This window comes from Luteimonas rhizosphaerae, from assembly GCF_002849595.1.
GTDB lineage: Bacteria > Pseudomonadota > Gammaproteobacteria > Xanthomonadales > Xanthomonadaceae > Luteimonas > Luteimonas cellulosilyticus.
On the sequence record NZ_NRQR01000015.1, the window covers coordinates 123,955 to 140,193 of the forward strand.

A 16,239-nucleotide genomic window follows, 5' to 3' on the forward strand; every position below is an offset into this window, starting at 1 on the left:
CGTCAGGTCCTCCTGTCCGGGCTCGGCAGCGTGAATCCGAACACGCTGCCGCCGCCGTCCCTGGATTCGAAGAACAGGCGTCCTTCGTGGTATTCGATGATCGACCGGCAGATCGCCAGGCCGATGCCGAGGCCGTCGGTCTTGGTCGTGTAGAACGGCGAGAACAGCTGCTCGCTTTCCTCCCGGCTGAGGCCGGGGCCGCGGTCGCAGACCCGCACCTCGATCGCCTCGTCGAGATTCACGCGCGCCTCGATGCGCAGGCCGCGCTGCGCGGCGGGCACCTCGCGCATCGCTTCGATCGCGTTCTTGACCAGGTTCAGCAGCACCTGCTCGATCATGACCCGGTCCGCGTAGACCTGCGGCAGGGTCGGCGCCAGGGCCAGGTCGATGCGCAGCTGCTGGCGTTCGGCTTCCAGCCGCAGCAGTTCCAGCACCGTGTCGACGATGACGGGCAGGTCCTGCGCATCGCGGCGCGGCTCGCGCGCGCGGACGAACTCGCGGACCCGCCCGATCACCGCGCTCGCATGTTCGGCCTGGGTGCGCGCGGCCAGCAGGGCGCGTTCCACCTGCACCGGGCCGCCGGCCTGCCCGACCAGCCGCAGGCTGCCGTTGAGGTAGTTGACGATCGCCGCCAACGGCTGGTTGAGCTCGTGCGCGAGCGTCGCCGCCATCTCGCCCACCGACATCAGGCGCGAGGTGAACAGCAGTTTTTCCTGCTGCGATTTGTGCGTGTCCAGGGTCTCGATGCGCTCGCTGATGTCGACGGCGGTCAGCAGCGTCAGCGCGCGGCCCTGACTGGTCAGCGCGCGCCAGTGCAGGGCATACCAGCGACCGCTGTGCGGCGCGCGCACTTCGTCGCCGCGCGCGTCACCGGTGGCGTCGCCATGCAGGGTGGCCAGCAGCGCGTCGCGCTGGCCGCAGCCGGGCAGGGTGCCGAGGTCGGCGCCGAACCGGTCGTTGGACGCGACCAGCGCGCCGGTGCGGGTGTCGAACGCGGCGCAGGCGAACGGCACGGCATCGAGCACGTCGGACAGCGGACCGTCTGCCGCACCCTGGCGACTCGCTCGCTTGGCTCGGGCCCCGGCGCTGGCGGCGCGGGGACCGGTGGCACCCGTCATGCGGTCGCGCCCGCGCGGGACGGGGCGGATGGCGTGATGCATGCGGTCGTGCTGCTACCGTACGCGCGCACCGCAGGGGTGCCCGACGAGCCGACCAACATGATCCGCAGCGCCCGCGCCGCCCGCCGCATTATCCCATTCGCCTGCACTGCGGGCCTGCTGGCTGTGGCCGGCACGGCGTTTGCCGCGAGCAGCACGCCCGCGACCGACGTGGTGCCGGGCAACGACTCGTTCATCGGCGAAATGATCGCGATCGTGCTGCCTATGGCCTTCATCATCATTGCCCTGCTGTTCTTCCTTCGGATCCTGCGACGCCGTTACGGCCTCGCCGGTCGTGATTCGCCACTTTCCGTACTGCAGATCCTGCCGGTCGGTCCCCGCGAACGTGTCGTCTTACTCCAGTCGCGTGCAGGCCGGGTGTTCGCGATCGGCGTTGCGGGTCAAACTGTGACGTTCATTACAGATCTGGAACCGGAAGACGTCGTTTCGCCCCCCGATGCCAGCCCGAATGCAGCCTCCGACACGCTACCCAATATCGTGGCGGATCGTTAAGTCACTGTGACGCATCGGTTTTTTTCGCGTCGCAATCGATTTCACGTCGCGTCGTTCAGAAATCCGGAACATCCCTGCAACCGGAGTTTTACCGGGCCCTAACACGGGCTGGCTATCGTACAGTGGCACAATGTGACGCACGAGGTCAGGGGCAGATGCGTATGTTCTCTCTGTTGCGGGGCGCAGTACCGAGGTCGTCCGCGTTCCCGCGGCCGGCCGCTTCGTGCATCCCGCCGGGACAGTCCGCCCGTGCCGGAGGTGCCCGATGAGAGCCCTCCTCGCCACTCTGACCGGTGCACCCGCCGGCGCCGCGCCCCGGGTGAAGCTCGGTTACAGCGACGTCGTCCTGGCCTTCGCCGCGGTCACGATCATCAGCGTGATGATCCTGCCGCTGCCGCTGGTGATCATCGACACGCTGGTGGCGATCAACATCTCGATCGGCTTCGGCCTGTTGCTGCTGGGCATCTACATCCCGACCCCGGTCGCGTTCTCCAGCTTTCCCAGCGTGCTGCTGCTGACGACGCTGTTCCGCCTGGCGATCTCGATCGCCATCACCCGATCGATCCTGCTGCACGCCGAAGGCGGCCATATCGTCGAGACCTTCGGCGCGCTGGTCGCCGGTGGCAACCTGGTCGTCGGCATGGTGGTGTTTCTGATCATCACCGTCGTGCAGTTCATCGTCATCGCCAAGGGCGCCGAGCGCGTGGCCGAGGTCGCGGCGCGCTTCACCCTCGATGCAATGCCCGGCAAGCAACTGTCGATCGACTCCGACCTGCGCGCCGGCCTGATCGACAAGGACGAGGCGCGTCGCAAGCGCCGCCTGCTGGAGACCGAGAGCCAGCTGCACGGCTCGCTCGACGGCGCGATGAAGTTCGTCAAGGGCGACGCGATCGCCGGCATCGTCATCATCCTGATCAACCTGCTCGGCGGCCTGGCGATCGGCGTGCTCCAGCGCGGCATGCCGCTGGCCGAAGCGACGCACGTCTACAGCATCCTGACGATCGGCGACGGCCTGGTCTCGCAGATCCCGGCGATCCTGGCGACCATCGCCGCCGGTCTCGTCGTCACCCGCACCACCGGCGAGATCGACGACCGCCACCTCGGCGATGCGATCACCCGCCAGGTCTCGAACCAGCCGCGCGTGATCCTGATCACCGGACTGCTGGCGCTGCTGATGACGCTGGTGCCCGGCTTCCCGTGGCCGGTGTTCCTGGTGCTGGGCCTGGGCCTGCTGACCTTCAGTGCCTGGCACTACCGCCACAAGTTCGAACTGCTGCGCCGCGCGTTCCGGGTGACCGACGAGGAGATCCTCGCCGATGCGCAGCTCAGCGTCGTCCAGGACGATCTCGCCCCGCCCGCGCCGTTGCAGGTGGTCGTGTCGCCCGCGCTGGCGCAGGCGCTCGGCGCGCACGAGATCGAAACGCGCATGGTCGAACTCGCACAGCGCCTGCGCGAGGAATACGGCGTGCCGGTGCCGACGCCGTCGTTCCGCATCGCGCCGACGCTGACCGACGACGAATACCGGGTCACGGCCTTCGGTGCGCGCATCGCCACCGGTCATCTCCGCAGCGATGCGTGGTTCGTGCCGCAGCCGGCGACCGCCCCCAACGCCGCGCGTCTGCCGGGGTTCTTCCCGCCGGTCGTGGCCGGACAGTGGACCGAAAACCAGACCGAAGGTGCGCAGCGGCCGCTCGACGTGCTGGCCGACCATGCGAACGCCGCCGTGCGCCGCCGCCTCGGCGGGTTCCTGGGCATCCAGGAAACCTCGAACCTGTTCGGCCGCATGCAGCGCGACTATCCGGACCTGGTCAAGGAAATGCTGCGCGTGGTCGCCCCGCAGCGCGTCGCCGACGTGTTGCGCCGGCTGGCCGAAGAGGGCGTGCCGATCCGCAACCTGCGCGATGCGTTCGAAGCGATCACCGACGTCGGCGGTCGCGAGAAGGACGTCGTGCTGCTGACCGAATACGTGCGGGTGGCATTGAAGCGCGAGATCGCGGACCGCTACGCGGACGACGAGCGCACCCTGCACGTGCTGCTGATCCATCCCGAACTCGAGGACAAGCTGCGCCAGTCGGTCCGTGTCGCGGGCGGCGCCAGCCAGCTGGCGATCTCGCCGGAACTGGCGGGACGGCTCGGCAACGAAGTGCGTGCCCATCTAGGCCGCCAGGCCGCGGGCGTGAAGCCGGTGCTGTTGTGCTCGCTCGACGTGCGCCGGCACTTGCGCAAGTTGATGGAAGTGGATTTCTTCGATCTGCCGGTGCTGTCCTACCAGGAGCTGGCGCCGGACCTGCGCATCGTGCAGGCGGGGCAGATCAATGCGTGAACCGGGTCATTCCAGCATCAGGGGCACCGGTCGTCGGCCTGTCGCGCGCCCGTCGCGCAACGTCGACGCCGGATAGGCGAAGAGGATCGTCATGACACACCACAACGACAACGCATCCACCCCCCGTCCCGCGCACAACGTGCTGCGGATCGTCGATGGCCTGCATGCCGGCGCCAGCCGGGTGCTCGCCGACGAGGAGATGATCCTGGTCGGCAGCGGCGACGACTGCGACATCGTGCTGGCCGACGACGGCGTCGCCAACCACCATGCGCTGGTGACCCTGGTCGGCGGCCGCTTCATGGTGCGCGCGCTGGACGCGCCGCTGCAGGTCAACGGCCAGGCGATCCTCCCCGGCGACCCGGTCGAGCTGTCGGCCGTCCAGCAGGTGGTGCTCGGCGAGGCGTCGTTCGCGTTCGGCCGCGAGAACGATCCCGACTGGGACAACTTCGTCACCGTGTTCGCGCCGGACGACGAGTCCGCCCCGGCACGAGGCGGCCTGATGCGACGGCTGCCGCTGATCGCGGGCGTCGCCGCGCTGTCGCTGGCGTCGCTGGCGATCTTCGCCGCCGTGCTGCCGGCCCAGGAGCAGCAGGTCGATCCCCGCGAGCGTCTGACCACGCTGATGGACGAGCACCGGATCAGCGATTTCCAGATCAAGGACGGGCCCAACGGCGTGCCGCTCGTCACCGGCACCGTCGACAACCAGCGCGACCTGCAGCGGGTGCGCGAGCAGCTGAAGGCCGAAGGCATCACCGCGACGCTCGACATGCGCACCGGCGAGAACATCGCCAGCGACGTCGCCGAGATGTTCCGCGGCCAGGGCGTGCCGGTGCAGGCGCGCTACGTCGGCAACGGCGATGTCGAGGTCGTCGGCGAGTTCGCCGACGGCGAGGAAATCGAATCGATGGTCCGCTCGCGCGCGATCAGCGACATCGCAGGTGTCGCCCGCATCCTGCCGCGCACGCCGGCGGGCCGGGTGCCTGCTGCCGGCGAAGACGCCGCGGCGACGCCGCCGCCCGCCGCCCACATCGTGTCGATCGTGCGCGGCGACGATCCGCATCTGGTCGGCGCCGACGGCGCCCGCTACGTCGCGGGCGACGACGTGCCGGGCAAGGGCGTGCTGATCTCGATCGGCGAATTCGCCCACGTGATGGCGCCGAACGGCGAGCTGACGAAGGTCATCCCGGGCCCACCGCCCGAAGTGCCGGAGGCGGGCGAGGACGCGCTGGCGGCCGACGCGCCCGCCGGTGTGGATCCCGCGTTCGACGGCGTCGTCGCGCGCGTCCGCGACGGTGCCGGCGCCGGTACGCCGGCCACACCGGCGACGGAGACCGCATCGCCGTCCGACCGATTGCAGTAACCGCGCGCCTGTCGCGCGTCGTGTTCGACACGTTCCACCGCAGTTCCCACCGATTCCACACGCAAGGAGAATCCACATGACGAGCATCTCGAACGATTCCGTCGGCGCCTTCATCGGCCGCGCTTCGATGCAGAACGACAACGTGACCCGTGCCGGCAGGACCGGTGGGTCGAGCAGCTGGTACGAAGCCATGTCGCGCGCCTGGGGCCAGACGCTCGATGCTCAGGCGACCCGCATCACCAACCTGTCCGACGTCATCGGCCAGGGCGGCGACCAGCCGTCGAACGTCGTCGCGCTGACCGCCGAAAGCCTGCGCATGCAGTTCCTGTCCAACAATGCCTCGACCTCGCAGAACAGCGTCGGCCAGGCGCTCGAAACGCTGGGTCGCAAGCAGTAACCGACGCGGCATTCGCAGACAGCAAGGAGAACACCATGGTCGATGCAATCCAGGCTGCGGGGATCGACGCAGCACAGGGGGCGGGTGCATCCGCCGGCAACCAGCCGGTGGCGGCCGCCTACGAGGTCCAGCAGTTCGCGGAGGCGATGAACCGCGCCGGCAGCAGTCCGGCGGCGGGCAACGCGGCGACTGACGTCGCCAACGTCGGCTCCGCGGAACCGTCCGACGGCATGCGCATGATCATGTCGGCGGTCAACAACCTCAACGGTGGTGCGGAGAGCATCAATTCGCTCGCCAACAACATGACCGCCAACGTCGACGAGATGACGCCGGGCCAGGTCATGGAAATGACGATGAAGTCCCATCACTTCCTCTTCCAGTGCGAGATGACGTCGAACGTGGCCAACCGCACGTCGGACGGCATCCAGCAGCTGTTCCGCCAGCAGTCCTGACAGCGAGGTGACCGGGATGCGCAATGTGATCCGGAGTCGATGGTCGCGCGGCCTGCTCGTGCTGCTGGCGGCGGTGCTGCTGGCGGCATGTAGCGGCGGCACGGCGTTGTACAGCTCGCTCGACGAGCGGCAGGCCAACGAGATGATGGGCGCACTGCTCAGCCAGGGCATCGCGGCCGAGAAGCGGCCGTCGCCGAGCAAGGTGGGCTGGGAAGTCAGCGTCGCCAAGAGCGACATCGCGCAGGCGATGGCGGTGCTGGATGCGCGCGGCCTGCCGCGGGCGCAGTTCCAGAACCTCGGCGACATCTTCAAGAAGGAAGGCTTCGCCTCGTCGGCCACCGACGAGCGCGGCCGCTACATCCATGGCCTGCAGCAGGAGCTCGCGCAGACGCTGACGATGCTGCCGGGCGTGGCCAACGCGCGCGTGCACATCGCCCTGCCCGAACGCGATCCCCTGGGCGGCGCCACCGGCAAGACGTCGGCGGCGGTGATGATCTTCGAGCAGCCCGGCACCAGCGTCCGCGACCGCGAGGCCGACATCAAGATCGTCGTCAAGGATGCGGTCGAGGGCCTGAGCGACATCAACCAGGTGTCGGTCAAGTTCGCCACCCTGCCGGCGCTGCCGGACGCGAGCCAGCAGTCCAGCGGCACGGCGGCGATGGCGCTGTCGTCGGTGAGCCCGCTGGCGATCGGGCTGGCGGCGCTGGTCGTCGTGCTCATCGCCGTCCTCCTCGCGTTCAGCAGCCGCCTCAAGGCCCGCCGCGTCGCGGCCACGGCCGACAAGGCGCCGCCGAAGCTCTGGCAGGGCTGATCCCGCATGTCGCTGCAGGCGCTGCTTGCGGACCCTGCCTGCCGCGTTGCGGGAGCGGGCGATCGCCAGCGTGCTGGGACGCCGGCTGCTGGCCGGCGCACTCGCTGCCGGCCCGGCCTCGCATCTGCTGGCGCCCGCGCCCGGCGACGGGTGCGTGGCGCTGATGCGACGCTGGCCGCGGCCGCGCGTGGCGGCGCTGCACCGCGATCTCGGCGCCCTCGCCTTCGCGCCCGCGATCCGCAACGAGATCGGCCGCGACGTGGTGCGGCGGCTCAAGACCGCACTGGGCAACAGCTATCTGCTCGCGCTCGACCGCACCGTCTGGGACGGCAAGGTCGACGCGGCGACGGCATCGCGGCTCGAGCAGGAGCTGCGCGGTGTATTCGCCGCCGGCGACGACATCGGGCCGGCGCTCGCCGCGGTGCTGGATCGTCAGGGCCGCGCCGAGCTGCAGGCCTGGACCGCGCTGCGCGATGTCGCGCTCGGCGAGTGGGTGCGCCTGCTGCAGGCCCCCGACGACCTGCCGCCCGCGCATCTGCCCGAGAAACCCGTGCTCGTGCTGCACACCCACCATCTCAACCGCGCGATCGCCGACTGATGCCGTCGACGCCCCGCGCCTGACCGGACCTGCCGCATGCCCAGCTCCACGCCGACCCCGTCGCCTTCGCCGTCGCCTGCCGCGAGGTCGGGTGGCGTGTCGGTGTTCGAGCGCCGCCAGTTCGAGCGCGGCGTCGCCGGCACCATCGTCCGCGCCCGCGACTGGCAGGCACTCGGCGACGTCGATGCCCTGCTGGCCCGGATCAATGCGCTGTACGACGAGGCCGCCGCCGATATCCAGAAGGCGCGCGAACAGGGCTACAGCGACGGGTTTGCCGAAGGCCTCGACCGCGTCAAGCAGCAGATGACCGAGCAGCTGGCATCGCTCAACGAGCGTCGCGCCCGCGTGCTCGGCGATGCGGTCGGCCGGATCGGCGATCTCGCGTGCGCCATCGTCGCCCGCATCGCGCCCGATTTCGATGCCGCCAGCGTGGTGCCGCCGCTGGTGATGCGCGCGGTGGAATCGGCCCAGGCCGAACAGTTCCTGCTGATCCGCGTGCATCCCTCGGCGCGCGACAGCGTCAGCCAGGGTCTGGGCGCGGTGCGCCAGGCGCATCCGGGCGTCGGCGTCATCGAGCTGGTCGACGACGAGAGCCTGGACCCGCTGAGCTGCGTGGTGGTATCGGAGGCGGGTGAAGTACGCGCCGGCGTCAGCCAGCAGATCGAGGCGATCCGCGCCGCGCTCGCCCAGGCCAGCGGGACGCCCGCATGACGCCGGACGCCGCCCGCCTCGCGCAGTTCGAGCCGCGCCCCGAGGGCCAGGTCGCCGCGCCCGATCCGCTGCTGCATGCGCTGGGCCAGGTGCAGGCGATCGAGCGCGTCGGCCGCGTCAGCGAGGCCTACGGCACGCTGATCAAGGCCACCGGTCTGCGCGCCTCGATCGGCGAGCTCTGCCATCTGCGCAATCCCGACGGCGTCGGCGGCGCGGGGTTCGAACTGGCCGCGGAAGGCGGCGGCGTCTCGCGCCAGCACACGCTGCTGACGCCGCTCGGCGCGCTCGACGGCATCGCCGCGACCACCGAGGTCTACGCGACCGGTCGCCAGGCGTCGGTGCAGGTCGGTGACGGCCTGCTCGGTCGCATTCTCGACGCCCACGGCGTGCCGATCGACGACAAGGGCGCGGTCGGCGTGACCGTCGACGCGCCGATCTACGCCGCCTCGCCGAATCCGCTGAGCCGCACGCTGATCGACACGCCGTTCTCGACCGGCGTGCGCGCGATCGACACCGTGATGACTGCGGGCCAGGGCCAGCGCATCGGCATCTTCGCCGTCGCCGGCGGCGGCAAGAGCACGCTGCTGGGCATGTTCGCGCGCGGCGGCGATGCCGACGTTAACGTGATCGTGCTGGTCGGCGAGCGCGGCCGCGAGGTCAACGAATTCGTCTTCGACAATCTCGGCGCGGAGGGCCTGGCGAAGTCGGTCGTCGTCGTCGCCACGTCGGACCGGCCTGCACTCGAGCGCAGCCGCGCGGCCTGGGTCGGCACCGCGATCGCCGAATATTTCCGCGACCAGGGCAAGCGCGTGCTGCTGCTCGTCGACTCGGTCACGCGGTTCGCGCGTGCGCTGCGCGATGTCGGCCTCGCGATCGGCGAGCCGCCGGCGCGCCGCGGGTTTCCACCGTCGGTGTTCAGCGCGTTGCCGCGGCTGTTCGAACGCGCGGGCAACAACGACAAGGGCTCGATCACCGCGTTCTACACCGTGCTGGCCGAGGACGAGGACGGCGGCGATCCCATCGTCGAGGAAGTGCGGTCGATCCTGGACGGTCACATCGTGCTGTCGCGCAAGCTCGCGGCCGCGTATCACTACCCGGCGATCGACGTGCTGACCAGCCTCAGCCGCACGATGCCTCGCGTGGTCGAGCCGCCGCATCTGCGCGCCGCCGGCCAGCTGCGCAAGTACCTGGCCAAGTACCAGGAGATCGAACTGCTGCTGCAGTTGGGCGAGTACAAGCGCGGCACCGATCCCGACGCGGATGTCGCGATCGAGAAGATCGCGCCCATCCGCAGCCTGCTGCAGCAGTCGGAACACGAGCTGGTGCCATTCGACACCTCGTCGGCCGCATTGCGGAAGCTGTTCGGATGAAGCGCTATCCGCTGCAGACGCTGGTCCAGCTGCGCGCCCATCGCACCGAGACCGCGCGCATGCTGGTGCTGGAGAAACAGCGCGCCGCGCAGCAGTGTCGCGACGCCTGCACGCGGATCGAAGGCGAGGTCACCGGCCTGCAGACCGATCGCCAGTCCCATCGCGCGCAGCTGCTCGCGCCGCCGCCGTCCGGCGTGCCGTGGCCGGCCGCCCTGTCGCAGCGCGAAGCGCACATCGACCTGCTGGCCGAGCACATCGTCGCGGCGCAACAGCGACTGGCCGCGGCGCAGGAGACGCTGCGCCTGGCCGAGGTTGCAGTACAGGAGGCGCGCGACGCGTTCTTCCGCGCCAAGGGCCGGCAGGATGCGCTGGAGAAACGTCGCGAGGTCTGGCGGGGCGAGCAGCACAGCGCGCTGGCCCGGCAGGAAGAAGCGATCGCCGAGGACCTGCTGCAGGCGCGCTTCATCGCGCGGCACTGACGCGGGCAACGAGCCGAGGAGAACACCATGAGCGTGCAGAGCAGTGATTCGACATCGCGTCCGCCGGAGCAGGCGACGCGTAACCGCCAGGCCGATCGGGCTGCCAAGGCCGAGACCCGGGAGCCGCCGAAAGAACAGAGCGTCAGCCAGTTCCGCCAGATGATGCAGCAGGCACGCGGCGAAGCGGGCACCGAGCTGCCGGGCCAGGCCCTGGCGGGCGAAGGCGAGGGCGAGGTCCTGCTCGCCGACCAGGCCAGTCGTCTGGAGGCGGCGAAGTCGCAGCAGTCGGCAGCGGAGATCGTCGACGGACGCCTCTACCGCTCGCACCAGGACATCGGGCTGTCGTCGCAGCAGGCGCCGCCTGCCGATGCCGCCGCGCTGCTGCAGACCCAGATGGCGCTGCGGGATCCGGGCTTCGCCGCGCAGACCCAGCAGGCGACGCCGCAGGCCAATCCCGGGCAGCTGATGGAGATGATGGAGCGGCACGTGCGCCAGCTCGCGGTCAGCGACACCCAGAACGCGAGCAACGAGGGCCAGGTGCTGCTGCGGATGTCGGACGCGACGCTGCCGGGCACCGATCTGCTGCTCAGCAAGAGTGCCGACGGCTGGGTGCTGCGCGCCGACAGCCGATCGCGCGAGAGCTTCGACGCCATCCGCGAGGCGGGCCCGGAACTCGCGCGCCGCTTCGCCGACCGCAATCTCGGCACGCTGACGATCGATCCCCACTTCAACGGCTGAGGCGTCGCCGCCGCGACCTGGGCGACGCGCGGCGCGACACCGCATCGCGCCGATCGCGCCGATCGCGGCGGGCATGCATCACGCGAGCCGACCCACGACGGCAGCGATTCGAGATTCAGCGCGTCCCGGACGACGCGACGTCGCGGCTGCGTCGTGCGCGCGGGCGCAGCCCCTGCCACTCCGCGCGCGGCAGGCGGAAGCGGCGCGCCGGGTTGCCGTACTGCACCCCGTCCTCCGCGTCGACGAAGCCGAGGCGGTGCAGCAGCGGCGGCACCGAGCGGTTGTCGGGCGCGCATTGCGCGATCAGTTGCGGCAACCCCAGCGTGTCGAATGCGTGCGCGCACAGGGCCGCCCCACCTTCGATCGCATAGCCGCGGCCCCACGCACGCGGCAGCAGGCGTACCCCGATCGCGATGTCGCCGGCATCGCCGCTCGGCGTCAGCGAGAACATCCCGAGGAACCGCCCCGCGCGATCGCTGGTATGCCAGAGCCCGAGGCCCGGCCGCTCGCGGTAGAGCTTGTTGGCCCAGACGACGACGCCCATCGCGTCCTCGACCGTGTCGATCGGATCGTCGAGCAGCATCCGCGTCACGCGCTCCTCGCGCCCCAGCTGCAGCAGATCGAGTGCATGCCGGAAGCCGAAGCCGCGCAGCTGCATGCGGCGCGATGCCAGCTGGACGGCGACGGGATAGTCGCGGCCCGAAGGCAGGTCGGCGGCGGTGAACGAAGCGGTGTCGGTGGCGGCGGAGTTCGATGACGGGGTCGGGCGCATGCCCCTTCTTATACCGCCGCAAGCGCGGCCTGCGCAGGGCATTCCCACTAGGGCGCACCCTAGATGGGGTACGACCTAGCTGAAATGGCCCGGGGCTGAACGCAGACTGGCCCTGTCGTCGCGAGCCCCGGATTCCGGACCGCCCGCGCAAGGGTTCCAGTTCGTGGTTTTCCATCCCAAGCAAAAGGAGTTCCATCATGTCCAGCGACATCTTCTCGGGTATCGGCTCCCTGATCGGCACCGCGCTCGGCGGCCCCCTCGGCGGTCTGGTCGGCGACTTCCTCGGCGACATGCTGAGCCAGGTCTTCAGCTCGGCGCTGAGCAGCGTCTTCGATTCCGTCGGCCTGCCGCAGTCGGCGCAGGATGCGATCACCGAAGGCTTCTCCGGCGGCTTCGACTTCGGCTTCGGCAACGGCTGATCGAAGATGAGCAACGATCGCCACGCCCAGCGTCAGGCATGGATCGACGGGCTCGCGCAGTTGCGTGAGCAGGGCGCGATCGGTGCGGACGACGAAAACGCCTTGATCCGGCACATGGACGAACGGCTCGACGCGGTGCAGCAGGCCTTGCAGGCGCTGGTGCCCGAGTACGAGCGCCGGGTCGAGGCGGACGGTCGCGAGACCGCGGACCGGTGGGTCGCCGAACAGGCACGTGAGATGGGCGAGCGCGAAGGCGCGGATGCCCGTCGCCTGGTCGATTCGCTGAGCACCGTGCAGCACGCCCCGGTCACGTCCTAGGGTCGCCCCCAGTTGCTGCGTCGACCGGCCGCCGGAATACTCCAAGCGTCGGTCGATCCAGCAAGACGAACCGAATCTCCCGCCACATGTGAGGCACTGGAATCCGATGTCACAGTCTCCCAGCCATCCGCAGCACGGCGCATCGCACGACGGCGATGTCGCGCAGCTCATCCAGAAGGGACAGGCCGACCTGCAGCAGCAGTTCGAAACCTTCCTCGGCGGCGAGCAGGGCATGGACGCGGCGGAGCGCCAGGAGATGGCCCGTCTGTTCCAGCAGTCGATGGCCGATGCGTCCACCGACGGCAGCGCGGTCGCGTTCGACCGCAATGCATGGCGCAACACGGTGGAGTCGCTGCAGCAGGCGAGCGGCATGAGCGACGACGATGCGGCCCAGCTGATCCGCTCGCTGAACAACGCGTTGGACGCGTTCGAATCGCGCGAATCGCAGCTGGTGCTCGAGTTCACCCGTCGCATCGAAACCGACGGCGAAGCCGCCGCGCTCGCGTGGTACCGCAGCCAGAAGGCCGGCGGCACGCCGCTGTCGCTGCAGGCAGTCCGGACGCCCTGAATTTGTGTTCGACCGTCGCGCCAGGCGCGGCCGGTTCACGATTTTTCAACTTTCAACTGAGTGGAGATATCAACATGAGCAATGTCGACGGCGCTTCCAGCTTCAACTTCAACTATGCGGACAACACCCTGTCCGAGATGACCCAGAAGGCGCGCGCCAGCGCGCAGACCGGCAGCTGGCTGGTCGCACTGGCCACGATCATGGGTGAGATCGCGAACAAGATGTCGACCCAGATGATCGAAAAGGCGAGCGAAATCGATACCGCCGCCAACAACGAGGAGCCCGCGAACGAACTGACGGCGGAGCTCACGGCGCTGAGCCAGCTCTTCAAGATGTTCACCGAGGCGACCAACAACTGCATCAAGTCGGTCGGTGAAGGCAACAGCGCGCTGGCCCGCAAGCAGTAAGCGAGTCGCGCAAGACCATGCCGTCGTGCCTTGGCCCGGCGGCATGTTTCGGGAAGCCGGGGCGCGCAGGTGCCTCGGCTTTTCTTTTTGGAGAGCGGGCGGGACCTTCCGCTCCAGCACCGGAGCACGACACGATGTGGACGCGCAATTACTGGATGGTGCTCGCGGCCGCTGCAGCGCTGCTGTTGGCGCCTGCCGCGTGCAGTCAGGACGAGGGCTTTCTCGATCGGTATGGCGACGATCCCTACACCGGTCCGCTCCATGTGGTGGTCAAAGGCGCGGCGCCGCTGACCCCCTGGAAGCGCGACCGCGGCAACGGAAGTGCGAGCTTCGAGAAAACAGGGGCGGGTACCGCGAGACTGACGGTCTTCGGCGCGATCGGCGATGACGACGGCGACGGCGATGCCGGCTTCTCGATGGACGGAACCTACGACGGCGACAGCTGGCAGGCCGACAGCGGCGACATGCGGCTCGCGATCGATCCGGCTGGCGAGATCACCGGCGGGGGCGTCGCCGGGGCCCAGCGCTACACATTCTCGGGCACCGTGACACCGGGCCGATTCGATCTGCAGGTGGACCTCGAGCCGCTGCCGCAGGCCGGGCAGCCACCACCGGCCGCGAGCCTGTTCACCTTCAACTATCGTCTGCGTCGCGAAAGCGCTGACGACGCCGGCGACGGCCAAGGCGGCGACTGCCGGAAGATCCGCTACGAAATGCGTCCGGTCGCGAACATCGGCGACGGCTCGATGAGCATGCTCAACGTGCCGGTGTGCCTGGAGTAGCCGCGTGCGGTCGACCGGCCGCGTCGACAGCTGCGAGGCCGTCCACCTGACGACGGCCCCGCCATCACACAGACGGAGGAAATCCGATGCACATGACGACGAGGATCAGCCGCACCCGGCACGCACGCGCAGCGGCGTGGATGTGGATGGTGTGGGCGCTGCTGGTGGCGGCCCCGGTACTGGCCCAGGACGGCGACGCCGCCGTGCAGCGCGCGCTGCAACAGGCGGTCGCGCGCCCGGCGCCGGCGCAGGTCGCGGAGGACGCGGTCGCCACCCTGGCGTTCACGCGCGATCCCAAGGTCAGTGCCGATGTCCAACGGCAGACCATCCAGGCCTTCGGCCGCAACGCCTCGCAGCTGGCGGAACTCGAAACGCTGATCGGCTCGGGCGACATGCTGCGGGAGTTCGACACGATCCTGCGGCGCTACGGCTACGACCCCACCAATCTCGGCGACGTCCTGGCGGCGCACCTGCTGATCTCGTGGGAAGTCGTCAACGACCAGGATTCACGGCGTTCGCCGGTGGGCCAGCGTGCGGTGCGCCGCCAGATCATCGGGCCGTTGGCAGCGGTGCCGCAGGTCGCGGCGATGTCGGATGCGGCCAAGCAGGCGCAGGCGGAGCGCACCGCGTATCTGACAATGGTGTCGGCGCTGTCCTACCAGTCGCTGAAGCGCGAGGGCGATCGCGCGGCGCTCGCCGCGCTGTCGGCCAACGTACGTCGCGGCCTGCAGGCCAACGGCCTGGACCTGCGCGCGGTCTCACTGGGCGATGACGGCCTGACGACCCGCTGACCGGTCAGGAGCGGGACGTGGCGCCCGGCGTGCTCGCGGCAGGTGCGGTCAGGCGCCGGCCCAGCCACCACGCGCCGACCGCGGCCACGAGGCCCGTGAGCGAGAACTCGCCGCTCCATTGCCGCAGCGCCGGCGCGGCCTGCGCATCGCCGTAGCTCAGCAGGAACGCGACCAGCACCAGTCCCAGGCAGCCGTAGGCGACGATCGCCAGACTCCAGAAGACCCATTGCATCGCCTTGGCGATCTCGGCCGGCGTGTCGTCCTGCGCGCGCACCAGCTGCAGGCGGCCCTGCGACAGCGTCGCGATCCACTGCTCGAGCTGCGGCGGCCCGAGCCGCACCCGGTCACGCCGCCGCACGCGCGGCCCCTCGCCGGTATAGACACCGACCAGAGGCCCGTCGACGCGCGACGGCCCGCCCCTGTCACCCGCGACCGGTGGCGTCGCCTGCGGATTGCCTGCCGGTGGGGCCGTTCCCGAGACGGTCTGGCCGGGCGGGGCCTGGGTCGCCGCCATGGCGATCGGGATCGTGGCGAGCAACGCCGCCGCCTGCGGTGCGCCCGGCACGACGACCGGGCCGGGGACCGCGGCCTGGGCCGGCACGGCCGCGCGATCGGCAGCGGGGTTGCCCGCGGGGGCGAACGCCGCGTCGGTGCGCGCGGGCGCGCCGGACTGCGTCGGCGCCTGGGCCGGCGTCGACAGAGCCTGTGGTGCCTGCCCGGGCGTTGCGTTGGCTGCGGTCTGGCTGGCCACCGTCGGATTCGCCTGCGGCAACGCGGTCTGCGCCGCAGGGGCGGCCGCGGCGGACGTCGGCAAGGTCGCACTCGCGAGCGGGTTGCCCGACTGCGTGGCCGCCGTCATGGCGGCGGGGGCGCCGCCCGCGAGCGCTGCGTTCGATGGCGCGGACGTCACCGATGCGGCCGGCGCACCGTTGAACAAGGCACGGACCGGTGCCAGCGCCGCATTGGCCAGTGAACTCAGGGGCGCGTTCGACGTCGGTGGCGGCGCCGTCGGAGTCCCGGGCGTGGCGGCGGCAGGCGTGCCGGGCGGTGAGTTCGGCGTGGCGGCCGGGGTCAACAGGTTGAGCACGTTGCTGACGGTGTTGCCGACCGTCTGCAGCGCGCCCGAAATCACCGACCCCGGTCCCGCGCCCGGCAGCGTCGGCGTCGCGGCGGGCGGCCCCGCGGTGACGGGCGCCCGGGCCAGTCCCGGCGGCGCAGGCAGCGGCGGCGGCCCCAGCGTCGGCGGCAGACCGTTGCCCGGCAATGGCGATGC

The 16,239-nt window shown here is 70.2% G+C and carries 19 protein-coding genes and 1 pseudogene; 17 read left to right on the forward strand and 3 right to left on the reverse strand.

Features of this window, described 5'->3' with window-relative positions:
- Positions 1 to 2: 2 nt before the first annotated feature.
- Positions 3 to 1,025: a sensor histidine kinase gene (locus CJ022_RS08045; RefSeq protein ID WP_158238377.1), complete on the reverse strand. Its 1,023-nt coding sequence runs from the start codon at positions 1,023 to 1,025 to the stop codon at positions 3 to 5.
- A 129-nt stretch (positions 1,026 to 1,154) separates the two neighbouring features.
- Between CJ022_RS08045 and CJ022_RS08050 the strand changes: the two genes are divergently transcribed.
- The 11 genes from CJ022_RS08050 (at position 1,155) to CJ022_RS08100 (ending at position 10,909) form a co-directional block, all read left to right on the forward strand.
- Positions 1,155 to 1,670 carry a FliO/MopB family protein gene (locus CJ022_RS08050; RefSeq protein WP_158238378.1) on the forward strand — a complete coding sequence of 172 codons (516 nt, stop codon included), beginning with the start codon at positions 1,155 to 1,157 and terminating at the stop codon, positions 1,668 to 1,670.
- A gap of 265 nt (positions 1,671 to 1,935) precedes the next feature.
- Positions 1,936 to 3,993, forward strand: coding sequence for a type III secretion system export apparatus subunit SctV (sctV, locus tag CJ022_RS08055; RefSeq protein ID WP_101926134.1), 2,058 nt, complete (start codon positions 1,936 to 1,938; stop codon positions 3,991 to 3,993).
- Between the two features lie 91 nt (positions 3,994 to 4,084).
- Positions 4,085 to 5,353 (forward strand): FHA domain-containing protein, encoded by a 1,269-nt coding sequence (locus tag CJ022_RS08060; RefSeq protein WP_101926135.1) that lies wholly within the window; start codon positions 4,085 to 4,087, stop codon positions 5,351 to 5,353.
- A 76-nt stretch (positions 5,354 to 5,429) separates the two neighbouring features.
- Positions 5,430 to 5,750: a hypothetical protein gene (locus CJ022_RS08065; RefSeq protein ID WP_199171449.1), complete on the forward strand. Its 321-nt coding sequence runs from the start codon at positions 5,430 to 5,432 to the stop codon at positions 5,748 to 5,750.
- Between the two features lie 35 nt (positions 5,751 to 5,785).
- The gene (locus tag CJ022_RS08070; protein WP_101926136.1) at positions 5,786 to 6,202 is read left to right on the forward strand and encodes a hypothetical protein; all 417 of its coding nucleotides are present in this window, start codon (positions 5,786 to 5,788) and stop codon (positions 6,200 to 6,202) included.
- A gap of 16 nt (positions 6,203 to 6,218) precedes the next feature.
- On the forward strand, positions 6,219 to 7,013 hold the full coding sequence (gene sctJ / locus CJ022_RS08075) for a type III secretion system inner membrane ring lipoprotein SctJ (protein ID WP_101926137.1): 795 nt from the start codon (positions 6,219 to 6,221) through the stop codon (positions 7,011 to 7,013).
- 25 nt (positions 7,014 to 7,038) lie between these two features.
- Positions 7,039 to 7,611, forward strand: coding sequence for a hypothetical protein (locus tag CJ022_RS08080; RefSeq protein WP_143703914.1), 573 nt, complete (start codon positions 7,039 to 7,041; stop codon positions 7,609 to 7,611).
- A gap of 36 nt (positions 7,612 to 7,647) precedes the next feature.
- Positions 7,648 to 8,322, forward strand: coding sequence for a FliH/SctL family protein (locus CJ022_RS08085; RefSeq protein ID WP_101926139.1), 675 nt, complete (start codon positions 7,648 to 7,650; stop codon positions 8,320 to 8,322).
- Positions 8,319 to 9,692 (forward strand): FliI/YscN family ATPase, encoded by a 1,374-nt coding sequence (locus CJ022_RS08090; RefSeq protein ID WP_101926140.1) that lies wholly within the window; start codon positions 8,319 to 8,321, stop codon positions 9,690 to 9,692. Before CJ022_RS08085 ends, CJ022_RS08090 begins: the two co-directional genes overlap by 4 nt.
- Positions 9,689 to 10,171 carry a hypothetical protein gene (locus CJ022_RS08095; protein ID WP_101926141.1) on the forward strand — a complete coding sequence of 161 codons (483 nt, stop codon included), beginning with the start codon at positions 9,689 to 9,691 and terminating at the stop codon, positions 10,169 to 10,171. Before CJ022_RS08090 ends, CJ022_RS08095 begins: the two co-directional genes overlap by 4 nt.
- A gap of 27 nt (positions 10,172 to 10,198) precedes the next feature.
- On the forward strand, positions 10,199 to 10,909 hold the full coding sequence (locus CJ022_RS08100; protein WP_143703915.1) for a hypothetical protein: 711 nt from the start codon (positions 10,199 to 10,201) through the stop codon (positions 10,907 to 10,909).
- 115 nt (positions 10,910 to 11,024) lie between these two features.
- Here CJ022_RS08100 and CJ022_RS08105 read toward each other — a convergent pair whose 3' ends face one another.
- Positions 11,025 to 11,681 carry a GNAT family N-acetyltransferase gene (locus tag CJ022_RS08105; RefSeq protein WP_158238379.1) on the reverse strand — a complete coding sequence of 219 codons (657 nt, stop codon included), beginning with the start codon at positions 11,679 to 11,681 and terminating at the stop codon, positions 11,025 to 11,027.
- 197 nt (positions 11,682 to 11,878) lie between these two features.
- On the opposite strand from CJ022_RS08105, the gene CJ022_RS08110 reads away from it, so the two are divergent.
- The 6 genes from CJ022_RS08110 to CJ022_RS08135 all read left to right on the forward strand — a co-directional run bounded on the left by CJ022_RS08110 (position 11,879) and on the right by CJ022_RS08135 (position 14,966).
- A complete protein-coding gene (locus CJ022_RS08110; protein WP_101926144.1) occupies positions 11,879 to 12,100 on the forward strand; it encodes a hypothetical protein in 222 nt (73 codons plus the stop codon).
- Positions 12,101 to 12,106: 6 nt separating this feature from the next.
- The gene (locus tag CJ022_RS08115; RefSeq protein WP_101926145.1) at positions 12,107 to 12,418 is read left to right on the forward strand and encodes a hypothetical protein; all 312 of its coding nucleotides are present in this window, start codon (positions 12,107 to 12,109) and stop codon (positions 12,416 to 12,418) included.
- A gap of 106 nt (positions 12,419 to 12,524) precedes the next feature.
- A complete protein-coding gene (locus tag CJ022_RS08120) occupies positions 12,525 to 12,986 on the forward strand; it encodes a hypothetical protein (protein ID WP_101926146.1) in 462 nt (153 codons plus the stop codon).
- Between the two features lie 74 nt (positions 12,987 to 13,060).
- Complete coding sequence (locus CJ022_RS08125) at positions 13,061 to 13,393, forward strand: hypothetical protein (protein ID WP_101926147.1); 333 nt, start codon at positions 13,061 to 13,063, stop codon at positions 13,391 to 13,393.
- Between the two features lie 155 nt (positions 13,394 to 13,548).
- Positions 13,549 to 14,175 carry a hypothetical protein gene (locus CJ022_RS08130; protein WP_143703917.1) on the forward strand — a complete coding sequence of 209 codons (627 nt, stop codon included), beginning with the start codon at positions 13,549 to 13,551 and terminating at the stop codon, positions 14,173 to 14,175.
- A gap of 86 nt (positions 14,176 to 14,261) precedes the next feature.
- Positions 14,262 to 14,966 carry a DUF6683 family protein gene (locus tag CJ022_RS08135; RefSeq protein ID WP_101926149.1) on the forward strand — a complete coding sequence of 235 codons (705 nt, stop codon included), beginning with the start codon at positions 14,262 to 14,264 and terminating at the stop codon, positions 14,964 to 14,966.
- A 4-nt stretch (positions 14,967 to 14,970) separates the two neighbouring features.
- Here the strand turns inward: CJ022_RS08135 and CJ022_RS17055 are convergent.
- Positions 14,971 to 16,239: pseudogene (locus tag CJ022_RS17055) on the reverse strand (hypothetical protein); the annotation flags it as partial.

Bases quoted from the DNA above. Each gene is read 5' to 3' on its own strand.
- sctV (WP_101926134.1), top strand. From the start codon at position 1,936: ATGAGAGCCCTCCTCGCCACTCTGACCGGTGCACCCGCCGGCGCCGCG.
- CJ022_RS08095 (WP_101926141.1), top strand. From the start codon at position 9,689: ATGAAGCGCTATCCGCTGCAGACGCTGGTCCAGCTGCGCGCCCATCGC.
- CJ022_RS08110 (WP_101926144.1), top strand. From the start codon at position 11,879: ATGTCCAGCGACATCTTCTCGGGTATCGGCTCCCTGATCGGCACCGCG.
- CJ022_RS08135 (WP_101926149.1), top strand. From the start codon at position 14,262: ATGCACATGACGACGAGGATCAGCCGCACCCGGCACGCACGCGCAGCG.
- sctJ (WP_101926137.1), top strand. From the start codon at position 6,219: ATGCGCAATGTGATCCGGAGTCGATGGTCGCGCGGCCTGCTCGTGCTG.
- CJ022_RS08065 (WP_199171449.1), top strand. From the start codon at position 5,430: ATGACGAGCATCTCGAACGATTCCGTCGGCGCCTTCATCGGCCGCGCT.
- CJ022_RS08090 (WP_101926140.1), top strand. From the start codon at position 8,319: ATGACGCCGGACGCCGCCCGCCTCGCGCAGTTCGAGCCGCGCCCCGAG.
- CJ022_RS08125 (WP_101926147.1), top strand. From the start codon at position 13,061: ATGAGCAATGTCGACGGCGCTTCCAGCTTCAACTTCAACTATGCGGAC.
- CJ022_RS08085 (WP_101926139.1), top strand. From the start codon at position 7,648: ATGCCCAGCTCCACGCCGACCCCGTCGCCTTCGCCGTCGCCTGCCGCG.
- CJ022_RS08060 (WP_101926135.1), top strand. From the start codon at position 4,085: ATGACACACCACAACGACAACGCATCCACCCCCCGTCCCGCGCACAAC.
- CJ022_RS08070 (WP_101926136.1), top strand. From the start codon at position 5,786: ATGGTCGATGCAATCCAGGCTGCGGGGATCGACGCAGCACAGGGGGCG.
- CJ022_RS08100 (WP_143703915.1), top strand. From the start codon at position 10,199: ATGAGCGTGCAGAGCAGTGATTCGACATCGCGTCCGCCGGAGCAGGCG.
- CJ022_RS08105 (WP_158238379.1), bottom strand. From the start codon at position 11,681: ATGCGCCCGACCCCGTCATCGAACTCCGCCGCCACCGACACCGCTTCG.
- CJ022_RS08115 (WP_101926145.1), top strand. From the start codon at position 12,107: ATGAGCAACGATCGCCACGCCCAGCGTCAGGCATGGATCGACGGGCTC.
- CJ022_RS08130 (WP_143703917.1), top strand. From the start codon at position 13,549: ATGGTGCTCGCGGCCGCTGCAGCGCTGCTGTTGGCGCCTGCCGCGTGC.
- CJ022_RS08050 (WP_158238378.1), top strand. From the start codon at position 1,155: ATGCATGCGGTCGTGCTGCTACCGTACGCGCGCACCGCAGGGGTGCCC.
- CJ022_RS08120 (WP_101926146.1), top strand. From the start codon at position 12,525: ATGTCACAGTCTCCCAGCCATCCGCAGCACGGCGCATCGCACGACGGC.